The sequence below is a fragment of the Roseibium sp. Sym1 genome (genome assembly GCF_027359675.1).
Classification (GTDB): Bacteria; Pseudomonadota; Alphaproteobacteria; order Rhizobiales; family Stappiaceae; genus Roseibium.
This window is the reverse complement of the sequence record NZ_CP114786.1, coordinates 1492501-1509556: the sequence shown is the minus strand read 5'-3', so window position 1 is coordinate 1509556 and position 17056 is coordinate 1492501. Positions and strand designations below refer to the sequence as shown.

General features: G+C 62.5%; 16 protein-coding genes (1 of these 16 cut by a window edge). 8 read left to right on the top strand and 8 right to left on the bottom strand.

Annotation, left to right across the window (positions count from 1 at the left end; genetic code table 11):
- Window position 1 precedes the first annotated feature (1 nt).
- The 5 genes from O6760_RS06795 to O6760_RS06775 all read right to left on the bottom strand — a co-directional run bounded on the left by O6760_RS06795 (window position 2) and on the right by O6760_RS06775 (window position 6678).
- The gene (locus O6760_RS06795) at window positions 2-952 is read right to left on the bottom strand and encodes an ABC transporter permease (protein WP_269584727.1); all 951 of its coding nucleotides are present in this window, start codon (window positions 950-952) and stop codon (window positions 2-4) included.
- 15 nt (window positions 953-967) lie between these two features.
- A complete protein-coding gene (locus O6760_RS06790; protein ID WP_269584726.1) occupies window positions 968-1942 on the bottom strand; it encodes an ABC transporter permease in 975 nt (324 codons plus the stop codon).
- Between the two features lie 74 nt (window positions 1943-2016).
- The gene (locus O6760_RS06785; protein WP_269584725.1) at window positions 2017-3600 is read right to left on the bottom strand and encodes an ABC transporter substrate-binding protein; all 1584 of its coding nucleotides are present in this window, start codon (window positions 3598-3600) and stop codon (window positions 2017-2019) included.
- A 110-nt stretch (window positions 3601-3710) separates the two neighbouring features.
- Window positions 3711-4889 (bottom strand): acetylornithine deacetylase, encoded by a 1179-nt coding sequence (gene argE / locus O6760_RS06780; RefSeq protein ID WP_269584724.1) that lies wholly within the window; start codon window positions 4887-4889, stop codon window positions 3711-3713.
- 19 nt (window positions 4890-4908) lie between these two features.
- The gene (locus O6760_RS06775; protein WP_269584723.1) at window positions 4909-6678 is read right to left on the bottom strand and encodes an adenylate/guanylate cyclase domain-containing protein; all 1770 of its coding nucleotides are present in this window, start codon (window positions 6676-6678) and stop codon (window positions 4909-4911) included.
- 283 nt (window positions 6679-6961) lie between these two features.
- Between O6760_RS06775 and O6760_RS06770 the strand changes: the two genes are divergently transcribed.
- Window positions 6962-7321, top strand: coding sequence for an ArsC family reductase (locus tag O6760_RS06770; RefSeq protein ID WP_269584722.1), 360 nt, complete (start codon window positions 6962-6964; stop codon window positions 7319-7321).
- 12 nt (window positions 7322-7333) lie between these two features.
- Here O6760_RS06770 and O6760_RS06765 read toward each other — a convergent pair whose 3' ends face one another.
- Window positions 7334-7750, bottom strand: coding sequence for a YcbK family protein (locus O6760_RS06765; protein ID WP_269584721.1), 417 nt, complete (start codon window positions 7748-7750; stop codon window positions 7334-7336).
- 192 nt (window positions 7751-7942) lie between these two features.
- On the opposite strand from O6760_RS06765, the gene O6760_RS06760 reads away from it, so the two are divergent.
- The gene (locus O6760_RS06760; RefSeq protein WP_269584720.1) at window positions 7943-9259 is read left to right on the top strand and encodes an aspartate aminotransferase family protein; all 1317 of its coding nucleotides are present in this window, start codon (window positions 7943-7945) and stop codon (window positions 9257-9259) included.
- Window positions 9260-9262: 3 nt separating this feature from the next.
- Window positions 9263-10081 carry a 3-keto-5-aminohexanoate cleavage protein gene (locus tag O6760_RS06755; protein ID WP_269584719.1) on the top strand — a complete coding sequence of 273 codons (819 nt, stop codon included), beginning with the start codon at window positions 9263-9265 and terminating at the stop codon, window positions 10079-10081.
- 18 nt (window positions 10082-10099) lie between these two features.
- On the opposite strand, the gene O6760_RS06750 is transcribed toward O6760_RS06755, so the two are convergent.
- The gene (locus tag O6760_RS06750; RefSeq protein WP_269584718.1) at window positions 10100-11026 is read right to left on the bottom strand and encodes a LysR family transcriptional regulator; all 927 of its coding nucleotides are present in this window, start codon (window positions 11024-11026) and stop codon (window positions 10100-10102) included.
- A 440-nt stretch (window positions 11027-11466) separates the two neighbouring features.
- Window positions 11467-12063, bottom strand: a complete 597-nt coding sequence (locus O6760_RS06745) for a LysE family translocator (RefSeq protein ID WP_269584717.1) — start codon at window positions 12061-12063, stop codon at window positions 11467-11469.
- Window positions 12064-12169: 106 nt separating this feature from the next.
- On the opposite strand from O6760_RS06745, the gene O6760_RS06740 reads away from it, so the two are divergent.
- The 5 genes from O6760_RS06740 to O6760_RS06720 all read left to right on the top strand — a co-directional run.
- Window positions 12170-13579, top strand: a complete 1410-nt coding sequence (locus O6760_RS06740) for an aminotransferase-like domain-containing protein (protein WP_269584716.1) — start codon at window positions 12170-12172, stop codon at window positions 13577-13579.
- 134 nt (window positions 13580-13713) lie between these two features.
- A complete protein-coding gene (locus O6760_RS06735) occupies window positions 13714-14490 on the top strand; it encodes an energy-coupling factor ABC transporter ATP-binding protein (RefSeq protein ID WP_269584715.1) in 777 nt (258 codons plus the stop codon).
- A complete protein-coding gene (locus tag O6760_RS06730) occupies window positions 14487-15095 on the top strand; it encodes an energy-coupling factor transporter transmembrane component T family protein (protein WP_269584714.1) in 609 nt (202 codons plus the stop codon). The genes O6760_RS06735 and O6760_RS06730 overlap by 4 nt, the downstream gene beginning before the upstream one ends.
- 146 nt (window positions 15096-15241) lie before the next feature.
- Complete coding sequence (locus O6760_RS06725) at window positions 15242-15796, top strand: biotin transporter BioY (RefSeq protein ID WP_269584713.1); 555 nt, start codon at window positions 15242-15244, stop codon at window positions 15794-15796.
- Between the two features lie 22 nt (window positions 15797-15818).
- Window positions 15819-17056: the 5' portion of an AMP-binding protein gene (locus tag O6760_RS06720; protein WP_269584712.1), read on the top strand. The gene runs 205 nt beyond the window's last position; the window shows 1238 of its 1443 coding nt (coding positions 1-1238); the start codon lies at window positions 15819-15821; its stop codon lies beyond the right edge, outside the window.

Genomic DNA, 17056 nt, shown 5'->3' with positions numbered 1-17056 from the left:
CTCACCGGAGTTTCGGGTTGAGGGCGTCGCGTAGCCAGTCGCCCAGGAGATTGACGTTCAGGACCAGCAGCGCCAGCGCCAGTCCGGGGAAGATCGCGATCCACCATTCGCCCGAATAGAGGAAGTCGTTGCCGACCGCGATCAGGGTGCCGAGGGACGGCTGGGTGGGCGGCATGCCGACGCCAAGGAATGACAGCGTCGCCTCTGTGACGATGGCGAGCGCAAGGTTGATCGTCGCGATCACCAGGACGGGGCCCATCACGTTCGGCAGGATATGCCGTGCCATGATGATCACCGGCGGAATGCCGATCACCCGGGCGGCCTGCACATATTCCTTGTTCTTCTCCACCATGGTGGAGCCGCGCACCGTGCGCGCGTATTGCACCCAGAAGGACAGCGCCAGAGACACGATCAGGATGTAGAAAGCGAAAACCTCCCTGTCGATCGAACCGAAAATTCCGGCGGCGATACCGTCGATCAGAAGGGCAATCAGGATGGCGGGAAAGGTCAGCTGGACATCGGCGATGCGCATGATGATCGCGTCGACCCGCCCACCCGAATAGCCCGCGACCAGCCCGAGCGTGATACCAAGGACGGCGGCCGCTGCGACCGAGCAGAATCCGACGATCAGGGAAATCCGCATGCCGTAGAAAATTCCGGACAGCATGTCCCGGCCCTGGTCATCCGTGCCGAGCGGGAAACGGGGATCGGCATATTCCATCCAGACCGGCGGAACGCGCGCGTCCAGGATCGAGATCGAGGCCAGGTCGAAGGGGTCATGTGGCGCAATCCAGGGCGCCAAAAAGGCCAGCAGGAACAGGATCAGCGTGCCGCAGGCGGCCACGACGGTGATTTTCGATTTCAGGAAGGAATGGAACAGGTCACTGTCGACGATCTTCTTGAGGCGACCCTGTTCGGCGGCCCTGGTGTCGTTGCTGGAGACGGTTGGCATGCGCGTGTGCCTCCCTTAGGGCCGGCCGACCCGCAGCCGCGGATCGATCAGGAAATAGAGGATGTCGACGATGAAATTGATCGCCACGAACAGAAAGGCGGTCAGCAGCAGATAGGCGGACATGATCGGAATATCGACGTTCTGGACGGCCTGCAGGAACATCAGGCCCATGCCCGGCCACTGGAACACGGTTTCGGTGATGGTCGCGAAGGCGATGATCGAGCCGAGCTGCAGACCCGTGATGGTGATGACGGGGACCAGCGTGTTTTTCAGGGCGTGCCGGAAATTGACCAGCCTGTCCGGCAGGCCGCGGGCACGGGCGAACTTGATGTAGTCGGTGCGGATGACTTCCAGCATCTCCGCGCGGATCAGGCGCATGATCAGCGTCATCTGGTAGAGACCGAGCGTGATCGACGGCAGGATCAGCGCCTTGAGACCCGACACGGTCAGGAAACCGGTGGTCCACCAGGAGCCGATCTGCACGGTCTCGCCGCGCCCGAAGCTGGGCAGCCACTGCAGGGTTACGGAGAACAGGAAGATCAGCAGGATGCCGATGAAGAAGGTCGGCAACGAGATGCCGACAAGGGAGACCGACAGGAACAGCTTTGATATCGGCGATTCCCGGTTGAGACCGGCATAGATGCCCATGGGAATGCCGACCACGAGGGCGAACAGGGCCGAGGCGAAACTGAGCTCCAGCGTTGCCGGGATCCGTTTGGCGAACAGTTCCGATACCGGCTGCCGGAACTGGTAGGACGTGCCGAAATCGAACTGGGCCGCGTTGGAAATGAACCGGATGAACTGTACCGGGATCGGGTCGTTCAGACCCAGGCGTTCCCGCAAGGCCTCGCGTTCCTCGATGGAGGTTTCAATGCCGACCATCTGGTTGATCGGATCGCCGACAAAGCGGAACATGGTGAAGGCAAGCAGGGCGACCACCAGCATGACAATCATCGCCTGCAGGATGCGGCGCGTCGCAAATCCAATCATCTCGGCTCTTTGCAATCTAGAATGAAAATACGCCCCCGGCGTGGCCGGGAGCGTCGATGGCCAGGTTTGCCGGGTCAGTTCTTGGTCACGAAACGGAACTTGAACTGGTTGTCGGCGCGCTGGACCAGCTCGATATCGTCGGCAACGCCCCAGGCCAGCCCCTGCTGGTGCAGCGGGATGTAATAGGCGTTGTCATGACTGATCTTGAAGGCTTCGGCGATGAGTTCGTCGCGCTTTTCCGGGTCGTTCTCGACCAGGATTTCCGCGGTCAGGCTGTCGATCTTTTCATCGCAGAAACCGCCATTGTTGAACGGTGAACCCTTGCCGGCTTCGTCACGGCAGTTCATCAGGTTCGACAGGACGTTCCAGCTGTCGAGTGAGCCGGGTGTCCAGCCGAGCAGGTAGAAGGACGTGTCGTAGCCGCCCGACGCCAGGATCTTGGCAAAGTATTTCGCCTTCGGTTGTGCGTTCAGATCCACCTTCACGTTGATGCGCGCCAGCATCGCGGCAACGGCCTGACAGATCGCCTCGTCATTGACGTAGCGGTCGTTCGGGCAGTCCATGCCGATCGAGAACCCGTCCGGATACCCGGCTTCGGCAAGCAGCGCCTTGGCGGCTTCCGGATCATAGGGATAGCGTTCGAACTCACCGGCCTTGGAGAACAGGAACGGCGAAACCATGATCGCGGACGGCGTTGACAGGTCGCGCATGACCTTCTTCTTGATCGCCTCGATGTCGATCGCCTGGTAGAACGCCTTGCGGACGCGGGCGTCCTTCATCGGGTTCTTGCCCTTGACATCGGAATAGAGCAGCTCGTCGCGCATCTGGTCCATGCCAAGGAAAATGGTCCTGAGCTCCGGTCCGGTCAGAGCAACCGTGCCGGCATTGTCGTTGATGCGCTTGATGTCCTGCACGGGAACCGGATAGACCATGTCCATCTCGCCGGACAGCAAGGCCGCAACGCGGGTTGCGTCGGATCCGATCGGCGTGAACTCGACCGTGTCGAGATTGTGCTTGGCTTCGTCCCACCAGCCATCGTTTTTCTCATAAACCGTCTTCACGCCGGCTTCGTGGCTGGTGATCTTGAACGGCCCGGTGCCATTGGCGTTGAGCGCGGCGTAGTTCGGGGTGGTGTCGGAGGCGGAAGTGACCTTGACCGCGTCGTTCTCGGTCGTCCACTCCTTGTCCATGATGTAGAACGTGTCCCACTCGTAGTGCAGGATCGGGTTCGGGCTGTTGAGAACGAAGTCGACCGTATAGTCGTCGACGATTTCCACCTTGGCATCGGCAGGCACGCGCGTGGTCAGGTCCGAGCCTTCCGAGCGCACGCGGTCGACCGAAAAGGCGACATCTTCTGCGGTAAAATCGCTGCCGTTATGGAACTTTACGCCCTTGCGCAAATGAAAGCGCCAACGGGTCGGTTCGATCACTTCCCAGCTTTCGGCAAGCGCCGGCTCGATGGCAAGATCCGAGCCCCGGCGTGTCAGGCCTTCATAGGTATTGCCCAGCGAGGACAACGTGAACGTTTCGTTCAAGCTGTAGGGATCGAGCGCATTCAGGGTTCCCTGAAAGGCGAATTTGAGTGTTTCGGCCTGCGCAGCCGATCCTGCTCCCACTGCAAGTAGAGCAGCGGCGATCACATAGGTTTTCTTGTTCATAGTCCCCTCGTTGTTTCCGTTTTCCGGAATATCAGTTTCGGACCCGATGTCCCTGCCAGGCAGGGCATCCACACTGTCAATTTGAACTATGACACCGTAACTGCCTGTGTTCAAACCTGTTCAGCTGTCAAATGCGACAAACTGTCAACCAGTCTGTCCAGAAAAGCGGCACAGCGGTCCAGTTGGGATAGCTCGATAAATTCGTCCGGCTGGTGAGCCTGGTCGATCGATCCCGGCCCGCAAACCACTGTCGACAGTCCGTGATGCTGGAACAGGCCGCCTTCGGTTGCGTAGACAACCACGTTGCGGGCATTGTCACCCGTCAGGCGCCGGGCCAGCGTCTCGGCAAGCCCGTCGTCTTCATCGCCCAGGGCGGGAACGTCGGCGAGTTCCTCAACTTCGACACTGCAGTTTTCCGAGACCTCCAGCATGCCGGGCAGGGCCTCCGTGTCGATGAACCGCCGGTAGGCGGAGCGCCACTGGTCGGCTGATTCGCTGGGCAGCATGCGGATGTCGGTCAGGAACTCACAGCTCTGCGCCGTGATGTTGTGCGCCTGTCCGCCGGCAATCGTTCCGCAATGAAGGGTGGTGTAGGGCGGTTCGAACGGGCAATCGGGGTCGGCTTTCGAGCGGTTTTCCGCCGTCTTGCCGTCCAGCCAACCGACCAGTTTCGCGGCCACCGAGATTGCGGAGACGCCGCGGTGCAGCTGGCTGGAATGGACCGGATGACCGGTGACCCGCGTCCTCAGGACCGTGATGCCCTTGTGTCCGGTAACCACCTTCATGCTGGTCGGTTCGCCGACAATCACGAACGCGGGGCGGGGGGCGTGTTCCAGCATGACCGGGATGATCCGGCGCGCACCGTCGCAGCCGGTCTCCTCGTCATAGGAAAGAGCGATGTGTATCGGGACGCGCAAGCCGGCATTCAGGAAATCGGGGACCTTGGCCAGAACGGTTGCCGCGAACCCCTTCATGTCCGCCGCGCCGCGTCCATAAAGCCGGCCCCCGTCTTCCCAGGCCGTAAACGGATCGCGGGACCAGTCCTGCCCGGCGACCGGAACCACGTCCGTGTGGGCGGACAGGACAGCCCCGCCTTCGGTCCAGGGGCCGATCAGCGTGAACAGGCCGGCTTTCTCGCCGGTCGGGTCCGGGACCCGTTGCGTTGCAACTCCCCACCCGGCGAGGTAGTCCTCGACAAAGGCAATCAGGTCAAGATTGCTCCGGTCGGAAACGGTGTTGAAGGAAATCAGCTTTTCCAGCATTTCACGCGGTGAATAGGTGCGGCCCACGGCTCCTCCAGAAATCGCGTCAACGGCTTCCGTCAGCTTCAGCCTCCGTCAGCACGAGGTCATCTAAGCTGTGCAAGGCAAAGATTCGCAAGGGCTTTTCTTTGCCGCGAACCTTGATTTCCGCGGTTTCCGCACCGTCGATCCGCGCGTCCGCAGCGTCAATCACGGCCTTGGACACCACAAGAAAACTGTCATGTGCCTTGTTTTCAGATTCCAGCCGGCTGGCCGTGTTGACCACGTCGCCGAGCGCGGTCAGTCCGCCCCGGCTGCCCTGGGTGCCGGCGGCACCGATCCTGCCGAGAATGGCTGGTCCGAGATGCAGGCCAATTCCCAGCCGGATCGGATCGCGGAATTGCGGGCCCTTTTCCGCGTCCAGCGCTTTCATGACCGTTTCGATGCGCCGGCTGGCTTCCAGGGCTTGCCGGGCCCCGGTCGCCGGATCGCAATCCATTCCGAAGATCGCCATGATGCCGTCGCCGATGAACTTGTCGACATAGCCGCCCTCGGCACGAATGGCTTCGGAAGCCTGGTCCAGATAGCTGTTGAGGAGATAGACGACATCGTAGGCCAGCTGGGACTCGGTGATGCCGGTGAAATTGCGCAGGTCCACGAACATCACCACCACGTCCTGTTCGACGCCCCAGTGATAGGCATCCTTGAGGTGCTCACCGGCTGCAAGGCTGGCCTTGACCGGGACAAGCGGCTGCACGGCGATGTTGTTTTGCGGCCGGACCTGGCAAGCCAGTCGTATGTCGGCACCGGCACCGATCCGTTTCAGGACCGCGGCTTCGGAAACGCCGGGTGCGGCCAGGGACTCGCCGCCTTCCAGGACCTTGACCCTGCAGGTGGAGCAGCGGGCCCGGCCGCCGCAGACCGAGGCAATCGGCACATCGTTCGCGCGGCTGATTTCCAGAAGGGTTGCGCCCGGCTGGGCCTTGATGGCGAGCCCGCCGGGATAGGTGACCGACAGGCTGCGTGCCTTTAGGCCGATCAGGTAGCGGATCAGGATTGCCAGCAGGCTGACGGCAATCAGGCCGAACACGACGGCACGAAACTGGTCCACCACCTCATAGACCCAGGCCTGCTGGTCCGGCGTGATCTTGAGCGTGACGTCGCGGCTGAGCGCCAGACGCCGCGCCCCTTCGATCCATCCCCAGATTGCAAGGACGGGAAGGGCGACCGCGAAGCCGGCGGCCAGCGGCCTGAGGCGCCGGTAAAGTGGATAAAGCCGCAGCCAGAAATGCAGGCCGATCATGGCGTGGGTCCAGACGACCAGCAGCAGTATGGACTGGTTGAGCGCAAGGTTCGGCCACAGAATGGTGAGCATCTGCTCGTAGACCGGCGAAAACCCGAATTCCCATGCGGCGCCCATTGTCGTGGTTATGTGTGGGATCAGCAGCCAGGGAATATAGAGGCCGAGTGTCAGCTGGGCGAGTTCCCAGCGGGACATTTTCAGCGTGCGCCGTTTGCTTGTCCGCCACAGGGCCAGCAGCACATGGGTGATTGCCGCGGCAATCAGCACTGTTTCGCCGACCGGGCTGCGCCAGACCCAATAGTGCCAGATCGAAGCCTGGTCCATTGCCTCGAAGGATATGATGCCAAGGGCATGATTGGAGAAATGGCTGAGGCAGAACGTGAACAGGATCAGGCCGCTTGCCAGTCGCAGCCGCTGGCGCCAATTGCCGCCGCCGATCATGCCGCCGGCCGTGGCCAATTTGCCGTGTGCGGGCCTTGCCGTCGCCGTCGGCGTGCTGGCCGGAGGGTTCTTTCCGGATGGGTTTTCAGCCATGTGCTCATCATTCTCCGGTCCGATGGCCGGTGCGTCTCCCGTGCGCGTGCTTGTACACCACTTCAAACGCCGAGCGGGGATCAGGTCAAGGCGTGCGTTTTTACATCTTGGAGTGTCCCAGGCGGCAGGGCCAGTGACGGCGGGCACGGAGCCGGCATCAGCGGGCATGCGCGCGCAGGAAGGAAAGCGGTTTTCCCCAGCACGGATTTTTGAGACAACCGGACTTGAAACCGCGGCGCCGGTCGGCACAGTGCGGGTCAGGAAAATCAACCGGAAAGAACTCATGAAAGTCTACGGCATCAAGAATTGCGACACGGTCAAGAAAGCGCGCAAGTTTCTCGAGGAAGCGGGCGTTGCCTATGAATTTCACGATTACAAGAAGGATGGGGTCGACGCCGACCGGCTGGCCCGTTTCGTCGGTGAATTCGGCTGGGACGCGGTCTTGAACAAGCGCGGCACGACGTGGCGCCGGCTCGACGAAGCCACCCAGGACAGCGTGGTCGACGCCAAGAGCGCGCTCGACGTGATGATCGAACATCCGTCGGTGATCAGGCGGCCGATCGTCGAGGGCGAAGTGAAAAACTTCATCGGTTTCGATGCGGTCGCCTGGGAGATGGCACTGGAACTCGGCGAATTGAAATAGGCGGTTGGTCGGTCACCAGGTCCGGCGTGGTCCGGTGTCGATGTGATAGTGGCCGGAGGCGTAGTGCTTGTAGCCACCAACCGCTTTTTGCGACTTCAGGAAAGCGAGGACGGAGGAGGGATCGCCGCGCACGGAGAAATCCACTGCCCTGCAATTCAGGTGATAGCTGTTTTTGGCGCCGCCCTTCCACCAGTTTTCGAGCCACCAGCGCTTGGTGGAGTGCACCGTGACCTTGCCATAGCGGCTGGCAACCCGGTTGAGCACCTTCTTCAGCTTGCGCGGCACGCACCAGGACGAGTCGTCATACTCGATCGAATTATGGGACGCCGTCATCCAGCCCATGCCCGAAACACCGGCCACGGTCCCGCACCCGGCCAGGGAGATGGTCAATCCGGAAAAAAGGATCCAGGCGATGAGGCGCTGACGCATGACTAACAAGCCTTGTCGATAACTGAATTGTTGTCGTCCCCCGGTCCTAGGCTCATCGAATTTGATTAAAATTGTAATGAAAAACGTGGTTAATTCCCGCAAGAAACAAATGTTTCAGGAGTGATTGTTTTCTGATACAAATGAAACACGCCCTGTGGGGGCGCAACACGATCACTTGCCGGAATTCCTGCCATGTCCCATGTCTTTCCACGCCACACCAAAGCCAGCTTGCCGGTCGCAATTGCCGGAGATGGCTGCTACATCATTGATAAAACGGGGAAAAAATACCTCGATGGGTGCGGTGGCGCAGCCGTGTCCTGCCTTGGGCACAGCGATGCCGACGTGCTGGACGCCATCAGAAACCAGATCGACAAGATCGCTTATGCGCATACCGGTTTCTTCACGTCGGAACCGGCCGAAGAACTGGCGGACCTCCTGGTCCGGCATACGCCGGAAGGGTTGGACCGGGTCTATTTCGTTTCAGGCGGTTCGGAGGCCATGGAGGCGGCCCTGAAACTGGCGCGCCAGTATTTCCTGGAGATCGGTGAAACATCGCGCCACCGGGTGATCGCCCGCCGTCAGAGCTATCACGGCAATACGCTCGGCGCTCTTGCGACAGGTGGCAACCAGTGGCGCCGCGAGCCGTTTGCGCCGCTGATGATCGAGACGTCTCACATTTCTCCCTGCTACGAATATCGCGGGCGCCGCGAGGACGAGACCGCGTTCGAATACGGGCAGCGTGTCGCGAACGAACTGGAGACGGAAATTCAGCGCCTCGGACCAGAAAATGTCATGGCCTTTGTCGCGGAACCGGTCGTCGGGGCGACCGCCGGTGCCATTCCCCCCGTCGAGGGCTATTTCAAGCGCATCCGGGACATCTGCGACAGCCATGGCATTCTCCTGATCCTGGATGAGGTCATGTGCGGCATGGGCCGCACCGGTACCCTGTTTGCATGCGAGCAGGACGGCGTCGCTCCCGATATCCTGTGCACGGCCAAGGGTCTCGGTGGGGGCTACCAGCCGATCGGGGCGATGTTCTGCAGCGCGGCCATCTATGCGGCAATCGAATCCGGATCCGGCTTTTTTCAGCATGGTCACACCTATATCGGTCATCCGACGGCCTGTGCGGCGGCGCTGGCCGTTTTCCGGAAACTGACCGGCGGTATCGGCGACCGGGTCAAGCCGATGGGTGAGAAGCTCGATGCGTCGCTGAGAGCGGCCTTCGGACAGCACCCGCATGTCGGGGATATTCGGGGAAGGGGACTGTTCCGGGGGATCGAAATCGTCGAGGACCGGGGCAGCAAGACACCGTTCGATCCCAAGCGGGGGGTCAACAAGGCCATCAAGAAGGCGGCGATGGACGCCGGATTGATGTGTTATCCGATGGGCGGAACCGTCGACGGCGTCGTGGGTGACCATGTGTTGCTTGCCCCGCCCTTCATTTTCGAAGATGCCCAGGTCGATGAACTCACGGACAAGCTTGACCGGGCCTTCAAGGCGGTGTTCTGAGCGATGCACGGCAAGACCGACTGCCCGCCGCTGCCGGGGATCATGGTGGCGCCAAACGGCGCGCGCCGGACACAGGCCGACCATCCGGCCGTGCCCATTACGATCGGCGAAACCGTGGCGGCCGCGAAAGCCTGTTTCGAGGCCGGGGCAGGCGCGTTGCATGCCCATGTCCGTGACGCGGACGGGATCCATGTCCTGGATGCCGGTCTCTACCGTGAACTCCTGTCGGAAATGAAGACCGCTGTCCCCGGCATGCTGGTTCAGGTGACGACGGAGGCTGTCGGCAGGTACAGCCCGCAAGAGCAGCGGTCCCTGGTCCGCAGCGTCGAGCCTGAAGCCGTCTCCATTGCCTTGCGGGAGATGGTTCCCGACGAGGACACGGCTGAGGCCGCGGCCTTCTACGGCTGGATGCGGGACCGGAATTGCGCGGTCCAGCATATCTTGTACAGCCCCGAGGATCTGGACCGGCTTGTCGATCTTGCCGGCGCCGGTGTGGTCCCGGGCACCGGCCATCAGATCTTGTTCGTGCTTGGGCGTTATACAGCCGGCCAGCAGAGCGTACCCGCGGACCTGGAGCCGTTCCTGCAAAAGCTGGAGGAACGGCGGGGATCGCTGATGCTCGACTGGGCCGTATGTGCCTTCGGACACCGGGAGACGGATTGCCTGGTCGACGCGGTCCGCAAGGGGGGCAAGGCGCGGATCGGCTTCGAGAACAATTTCCGCAACAGGGATGGCCGGGTCGCGGAAGACAATGCTGCCCGGGTCCGTGACCTGGTTGCGGCGCTGGAAGCGGAAAACCTGATGACCGGACGGTCTGCCTGAACGGGCGGTCGGCCCTGTTCAGGCCACCACCGCCATTGCCGCCTGAACCGGCATGCCGTCCCGTTCCAGTTCCGAGCGGACCCAGTCCCGGAACAGGCGGACCTTGCGGCTTGTTCTGAGTGCGGGCGGATAACTGAGATACCAGCTTTCGTCATCTGCCCGGCAGGTCAGCTTGAACGGTTGCACCAGTTGGCCGGTTTCAAGCGCTGTCTTGCAGAAATAGGGGGTCAGGATGGCCACGCCCTGACCCGCGATGGCCCGGTTGGCTTCAAGGGCCTGTGAGCCCATGCGCGAACTCGGATGGTTGCTCAGGTCGACATCCTCCAGGCCCGCCGCCTGGAACCACATCTGCCACCAGGGGTCCTGCGGATCAACCAAAGGCAGTTTCAGGAGGTCCTCGGGAACCCTGATGCCGCCGATGGTGTCGGCAAGGCCCGGACTCAGCATGGGCGAGAAGTCCGCCCGCACGATCTCGTGGGCGAACCAGCTCTTCGGCGGCGCCTTGCAAGCGGATATGACAATGTCGGACTCGTTGAAATCCGGCTCCGAATGGGGCCCGTAAGGCATGATGCGCACGCCGATATCGGGATTCTGCATCTGGAAATGAAACAGGCGGTTGGCCAGCCAGTTCACCGCGAATGTGGTGTTCGAGGAAACGACAAGTTGGGCGGCGCTCAACTCGGTCACGTCTTCAAAGGCGCTGCGCAGGGTGGAAAAGGCATCGATCACCCGCGACGAAAGCTGGGCGCCCTGATCGGTCAACTCGATCCTGCGCGTCTTGCGGGTGAACAGCTGAAAGCCGAGCCGTTCCTCCAGAAGCTTGATCTGGTAACTGATGGCGGCCTGGGTCATGCCGAGTTCGTCGCCGGCCTTGGTAAAACTCAGATGGCGGCTCGCGGCCTCAAAGGCGCGAATGGCGGCCAGGGGTGGAAGATGGATCGGCATGCATAAGTTTCCCTTATGCATTAGTAACGAGTTTTCGTTGGTAGGACAAGCGCTGCGGGCCGATATGTAACTCCATGAGAGCAGGAGTTATGGAAATGCGGTCATCCCTTGAACATGAAGCAGTCCGTGTGGTTCAACGGCAAGGTCGGACTCAGTCATTAAAAAGGCTTATCTTTCTTGTGTGGAAGGCCTGCCTGCCCGGGGGGCGGAAAAGGCAATCGGCGGCGGACCTGCCCGCCAGTCTGCGTCACGATATCGGGCTGGGCCCGAACCCTGACCTGCCATCCTTTGAAGACAGGTGGCAGGCGGAACTCCGCTCGCTTCGCAAGTGAGGGTCTGCACATTCTTCCAGGCGGCGTGGCGCGTCTTGCCCACCGGGCCGGAAAACCGGCCCGGGTTTCAGGCCCGGCCGCGTGAACAAGCCCAACCTTTCCCGCAACCTAGATCAGCAGGGCCCAAAGCGTCGCCGCAATCATGGCAACAGCCATCGATACCGTGAGCATGCGCATGACCGGGCCATCGCCGATCAGGGCGAGGATGGAAACGCCGACCAGAGCCCACAGGGAGTGGAACACCATGCCGCCCAGGGTGAAGCCGCTCACGAGGATCAGGGCATTTTCGTGAATGCCGAGACCATTGCCCGCCAGAAAGGTCGAAAAGGCCACCAGGTTCATGGCCCAGGTCTTCGGACTGAGCGGGTGGATCAAGAGGCCTTCCCAGAAACTCGGCAGGGCCACCTCGCCCTTCGGCCGGACGGAGAGACAGATGATACGCCAGGCGAGATAGGTCATGTAGGCCATGCTCAGCACCTTGAACAGGGTAACAATCGGACCGCCTCCCGCCATCACGTGACCGAGGCCATAGGCGACGCTGAGCTTGAGCGGCAGCGATCCGATCTGCGAGGCGACGATGACCGGAAAGGCGGTGCGGTACCCGGCCGACGCACCGATGGCGAGAAAGGTCAGGTTTCCGGGCCCCGGCGTGCCCGTCATGACGATGACAAACACCGCGAAGGCGAAAAAGGTCGCGAAGTCCATGTGTGTCTCCAGGCAGGCAATACAGATATCGATACAATCGATACAAATGGCTTGAAGACATAAATGCGCTTGAGGAATTGTATCAGTCAATGATAACATTGTTCCTATGACAATGTGGATTCCGAACATCGAGGCGGCGTCCGGCCCGATCTACCTGGCGATTGCCGACGCGCTGGAAACGGACATCAAGGCGGGCGCACTGGCACAGGGCGACCGGCTGCCGCCGCAGCGCGAGCTGGCCTACCAGCTCGGCGTCACGCTCGGCACGATCACGCGTGCCTATGGCGAGGCCGAGCGGCGCCGGCTGGTCAAGGGAGAGACCGGGCGCGGCACCTATATCGCGTCTGAAACCCAGAAGGTGTCTCCGTTGACCCCCAGGGAAGACGAGCCGGACAGTTGCGACCTGGCGCGCAACTTCGCCTATCCGCATCTCAACCCGAGCCTGTCCGACGGCCTTGTGCGCATGGCGCGCACCGCCGGTATCGACCGTCTCAACGGTTTCGTGCCTTCCGAGGGGCTGAAGGCCCACCGGGAGACGGGTGTCCTGGTGTTCAAGGATTACGGCCTGGAAGCGGATCCGGCCCGGGTGGCCGTGACGTGCGGCGCCCAGCACGGCATCCAGGTGACCTGCCAGGCCTTGTTTCGCGCGGGAGACGCAATTGCGGTCGACCGGTTCACCTATCCGTCCATCTTTTCCTCGCTTGCCAGCCTCGGTCTCAAGCCGGTGCCCGTGCCCGCCCTCACCCGCGCGGATGGCGGCTTTGGCGCCATGGATCCGGAAGCTCTTGCGCATGCGGCAAGGGTCCACGGTGTCCGCGGCGTGTTCCTGATGCCGAACATGCAGAACCCGACCACCCACACGATGTCGGTCACTGAGCGCGAAAACCTGGTGGAGGTCGCGCGGCGGCACGATCTGAAGATCGTCGAGGACGACCCCTATACGCCGTTCCTTCCCGAGTCCCTGCCCGCCTTCGGCGCGCTCGCGCCGGAGCGCACCGCCTCCATCGCCAGCATTTCCAAGGTCTGCTCGCCGGGCAGCCGGATCGGCTTTGTTCATGTCCCGGCCACCTTCGGTGACAGCATCCGCAATAAGATCGGCGAAAGCACCTGGATGGCCTCCCCGATCACCGCGGAACTGATTGCCGGCTGGGTGCGCGAGGGGCATCTCTTCAAGACCTTGCGCCTGAAGCGCAAGGCCAACCGCACGCGCTTTCTCAACGCGCGTGACCTGCTTGCGCCCCATTTCCTGCAGGGCGACGTCAACAAGGTGTTCGGCTGGCTGCGCCTGCCTGAAACCGTCGATGCCGATGCATTGCAGGCGGCGCTGTCGCACCAGGGCATTTCGGTTTTGTCTTCCCGCTACTTCCAGGGCAAGGAGCACGCACCGGCCCCCTATCTGCGCCTGACCTTCGGCTCGGAAGAGTCCGATGAACGCTTCCGCTGGGCTCTCACACGCATCCGCGCAACGATCGACCAATTGGCCGACTTGCCCGAACTCACGCGCCCGGTAGGCTGAGGCATTCCTTCAAAAAGGCAGCAGCGACTGTCGGAAGGCGCCGGATCCCTCTTTGACAAGCACCGGTTTCCGGCCGATAAGCGGCAAAATGCGAATGACCGGCGATGGCGACGCGCCACCCGCGACGAGGTGACATGGCTTTCTGGCCCAAAAAGAAAAACAAGGACCGGCCACAGGTCTGCGATCCCGAGGCGAGCCCCTATGCGGTGTTTGACCGTGTCGGACTGGCCCTTGGCGGCAAGACGATCCTGGAAGACCTGACGCTGTCCCTGGATGAGGCCCGGATCGGCGTTGTCGGCCTCAACGGATCGGGCAAGAGCTCCTTCGTCCGCATGCTGAACGGCCTGCGCGCCCCGACCGGCGGAGCGCTGCGTCTGTTCGGGGCGCCGTCGGCGGAAGCGGAACCCGAGCTGCCCCGCCATGTCGGCTTCGTGTTCCAGAACCCGGATCATCAGGCCATCTTCCCGACCGTCGAGGAAGAGATTGCCTTCGGCCTGAGCCAACTCGGCGCGGGCAAGGACGAAAGCCGCAGCCGCGCCCGGTCCTTCCTGGCCCTGCATGGTGTCGAGGGGCTCGCCGGCAAACCGGTGACGGAACTTTCCGAAGGCCAGAAACAGCTGATCTGCATCCTTGCGGTCCTGGTGATGGAGCCGAAGCTGCTGGTTCTGGATGAACCGATGACCAGCCTGGACGCCCTGGTGACGAGGCGGATCCGCGACAAGATCCTGTCGCTGCCGCAGAAGATTGTCATGGTCAGTCACGATCTCGATCACTTTGACGGATTTGACCGGCTGATCTGGCTGGAAGACGGCCGCCTGCGCATGGACGGAGCGCCCGACGCGGTGCGCGAGGCTTACCGCCGGGACATTCTCCACCGGCTTGGCAGCAAACCGGAGTTTGCCGGGTTATGATCTCCATCTACCTGCAGGGCGACAGCTGGGCACACCGCCTGCCGGCGGGTGTGAAACTGCTGACGGTCGCCATTGCAAGTATCGTCCTGTTCCAGATGGTTTCCGTCTGGGTCTACCTGGCCTGCCTGGCGGCGGTGGTCCTGTGTTACGCCTCGCTCGGACGGGAAGGCCTGGCACAACTGAAGCTGTTGCGCGGCCTGGGCTTCGTGCTTGTCATCCTGCTGGCGCTGCACTGGATATCGGGAACCCTTTATGACGGCTTCGTCATCGTCCTGCGCCTGGTGGTGATGATCCTGGCGGCGAATTTCGTGTCGATCACGACCCGCCTGGACGACATGCTGGAGGCGGTCCAGCCGCTGTTCCGGCCGCTCGCGGTTTTCGGAATGTCATCGCGCAAGCCGGCGCTCGGCGTGGCGCTGGTGCTGCGCTTCGCGCCGCATATGCTGCTGGTCTACGGCCTGCTGCGCGAAGCCTGGCAGGCCCGCACAGGGTCACGGAATTCCTGGCGCCTTCTGGCACCGTTCGCGATCCAGTCGCTGCGCATGTCGGACAATGTCGCCGAAGCGCTCAAGGCCCGTGGCGGTTCGGAAGGCCTGTCAAGATAACCTAGGAGACAAGTCGAATAGAACTGGCAATCGCCAATAAATTGGTCTATCCCGCCAACAGAAGACGCGGCGTTTCCCCGGGGGCAACCTGTAGAATTGCTTCTTGGCGGCAGCGCCCTGACCATCGAGAATAAGGTGACAAAAAAATGGCTGACCGGTCCCTCGTGCACATTGCTTTTTACGCGGCCCTGATTGCGGCTCTGGGGCTCGTTCCTCCGGTCGCGATTGCCTTTCTGGGTGGCGTTCCGATCACCGCGCAGACCCTGGGTGTCATGCTGGCAGGTGTCATGCTCGGGCCTGTCCGCGGCGCTCTTGCGGTTCTTCTCTTCCTGTTTCTGGTGGCGCTCGGCGCGCCGCTTCTGGCCGGTGGCCGTGGCGGTCTGGGCGTGTTCATGGGCCCGTCCGTCGGCTTTCTGGTCGGCTGGCCGGTCGGTGCCTTTGTCGCCGGCTGGATCATGCGGTCCACCCGTGACGTCAACATCCTTGTCTCCGCCGGCATCGCCTCGGCTGTCGGTGGCATCCTTGTGGTCTATGCCTTCGGCATTCCGGGTGTCGCCGTGATGGCCGGACTGTCTCTGCCGAAGGCCGCCCTGGGCAGCGCGATCTACATTCCGGGCGACCTGATCAAGGTCGGGGCCACGGCCATCATTGCGCAGACCGTGGCGCGCGGACTGCCGGGCGCCGTGCTGTCGCGGTCCTGACCGCTCGGGAGATGGCCGGGACATGGCTTTTGTCGGCGACCGGCTCGAACGGCTTGCGAAGGAACACCCCGGACGGGCCGCGCTCAGGTGCGGCCCGTCCCGTTTGTGCCGGCAGGATCTGGTCCGGGCGGTAGAAGCCGTGGCATTCGGCCTTGCCGGGCGGACAAGGCGCGGAGGGCGGATCGTCCTGCGCCAGCGTGACCCTGTCGCCCTGCTGATCTGCTTCTTTGCATGTGCCCGCAGCGGCCGGGTCGCGACGGTCATGGATCCGGACTGGCCGCAGACCCAGGCCGCGGCGGTCCTCGACCGCATCGCACCGGACCTGGTGGTCGACGATGACGGCTTTGCGGCACTGTCGGCCTTGGATGCGAGTGCCGGGTCCCGGAACGCGCCGGACCGCACGCCACCCGGCCAGGAAGACCTCTTTTATGCCGGCTTCACCTCCGGATCGAGCGGAACGCCCAAGGGGTATGTCCGCAGCCATGGATCATGGCTGGAAAGCTTCCGGCTGTCGTCGGCCGTCTTCGGCATGTCGCCGCGGGACCGCATCGTTGTCGCGGGACAGCTGACCCATTCGCTGCATCTTTATGGCGCCGTCTGCGGACTGGCCCAGGGCCAGGACGTCGTCCTGATGCCGCGCTTCGACCCGCGTTCGGTTCTCACAGACCTTGGTGGAACGGCGGCGGGCTCTGTGCTTTATGCCACGCCGACCCAGCTTCACTATCTCGCCGAGGCGGCGCGCCGCACCGGTCCCGTGGAAGCGGTGAAACAGGTGCTCTCCAGTGGCGCGAAATGGCGGGAGGCGGACCGGGATGCCCTGAAGGCGGTGTTTCCGCGCGCGCGCCTGTTCGAATTCTACGGCGCTTCTGAAACCAGCTTCATCACCATCGCCACACCCGGGGACACTGTGCCGGCCGGTTCGGTCGGCCGGGCGGCGGACGGCGTCGAGATCGCGATCGGCGACCCAAGGGATCCGTCTCCGGCGGGGCGGTCCGGGCCGGTCTGGGTCCGCAGCCATATGCTCTTTCACGGCTACATATGCGGAACGGCACCCGATACAAGGTGGCGGGATGGCTGGCTGACCGTCGGTGACCACGGATATGTCGACGAAAACGGCTTCCTGTTTCTGACCGGGCGGGAAAACCGGATGATCGTGACCTCCGGACTGAATGTCTATCCGGAAGAGGTCGAGGCCGTGCTCGACAGTCATCCCGCCGTTGCGGCGTCCGTTGTGGTCGGACTGCCCGATGCGGTTCGGGG

Excerpts from the sequence above, each read along its gene's own strand:
- O6760_RS06795 (WP_269584727.1), bottom strand. The coding sequence starts at position 952 with ATGCCAACCGTCTCCAGCAACGACACCAGGGCCGCCGAACAGGGTCGC.
- O6760_RS06790 (WP_269584726.1), bottom strand. The coding sequence starts at position 1,942 with ATGATTGGATTTGCGACGCGCCGCATCCTGCAGGCGATGATTGTCATG.
- O6760_RS06785 (WP_269584725.1), bottom strand. The coding sequence starts at position 3,600 with ATGAACAAGAAAACCTATGTGATCGCCGCTGCTCTACTTGCAGTGGGA.
- O6760_RS06775 (WP_269584723.1), bottom strand. The coding sequence starts at position 6,678 with ATGGCTGAAAACCCATCCGGAAAGAACCCTCCGGCCAGCACGCCGACG.
- O6760_RS06770 (WP_269584722.1), top strand. The coding sequence starts at position 6,962 with ATGAAAGTCTACGGCATCAAGAATTGCGACACGGTCAAGAAAGCGCGC.
- O6760_RS06765 (WP_269584721.1), bottom strand. The coding sequence starts at position 7,750 with ATGCGTCAGCGCCTCATCGCCTGGATCCTTTTTTCCGGATTGACCATC.
- O6760_RS06760 (WP_269584720.1), top strand. The coding sequence starts at position 7,943 with ATGTCCCATGTCTTTCCACGCCACACCAAAGCCAGCTTGCCGGTCGCA.
- O6760_RS06755 (WP_269584719.1), top strand. The coding sequence starts at position 9,263 with ATGCACGGCAAGACCGACTGCCCGCCGCTGCCGGGGATCATGGTGGCG.
- O6760_RS06750 (WP_269584718.1), bottom strand. The coding sequence starts at position 11,026 with ATGCCGATCCATCTTCCACCCCTGGCCGCCATTCGCGCCTTTGAGGCC.
- O6760_RS06745 (WP_269584717.1), bottom strand. The coding sequence starts at position 12,063 with ATGGACTTCGCGACCTTTTTCGCCTTCGCGGTGTTTGTCATCGTCATG.
- O6760_RS06740 (WP_269584716.1), top strand. The coding sequence starts at position 12,170 with ATGACAATGTGGATTCCGAACATCGAGGCGGCGTCCGGCCCGATCTAC.
- O6760_RS06735 (WP_269584715.1), top strand. The coding sequence starts at position 13,714 with ATGGCTTTCTGGCCCAAAAAGAAAAACAAGGACCGGCCACAGGTCTGC.
- O6760_RS06730 (WP_269584714.1), top strand. The coding sequence starts at position 14,487 with ATGATCTCCATCTACCTGCAGGGCGACAGCTGGGCACACCGCCTGCCG.
- O6760_RS06725 (WP_269584713.1), top strand. The coding sequence starts at position 15,242 with ATGGCTGACCGGTCCCTCGTGCACATTGCTTTTTACGCGGCCCTGATT.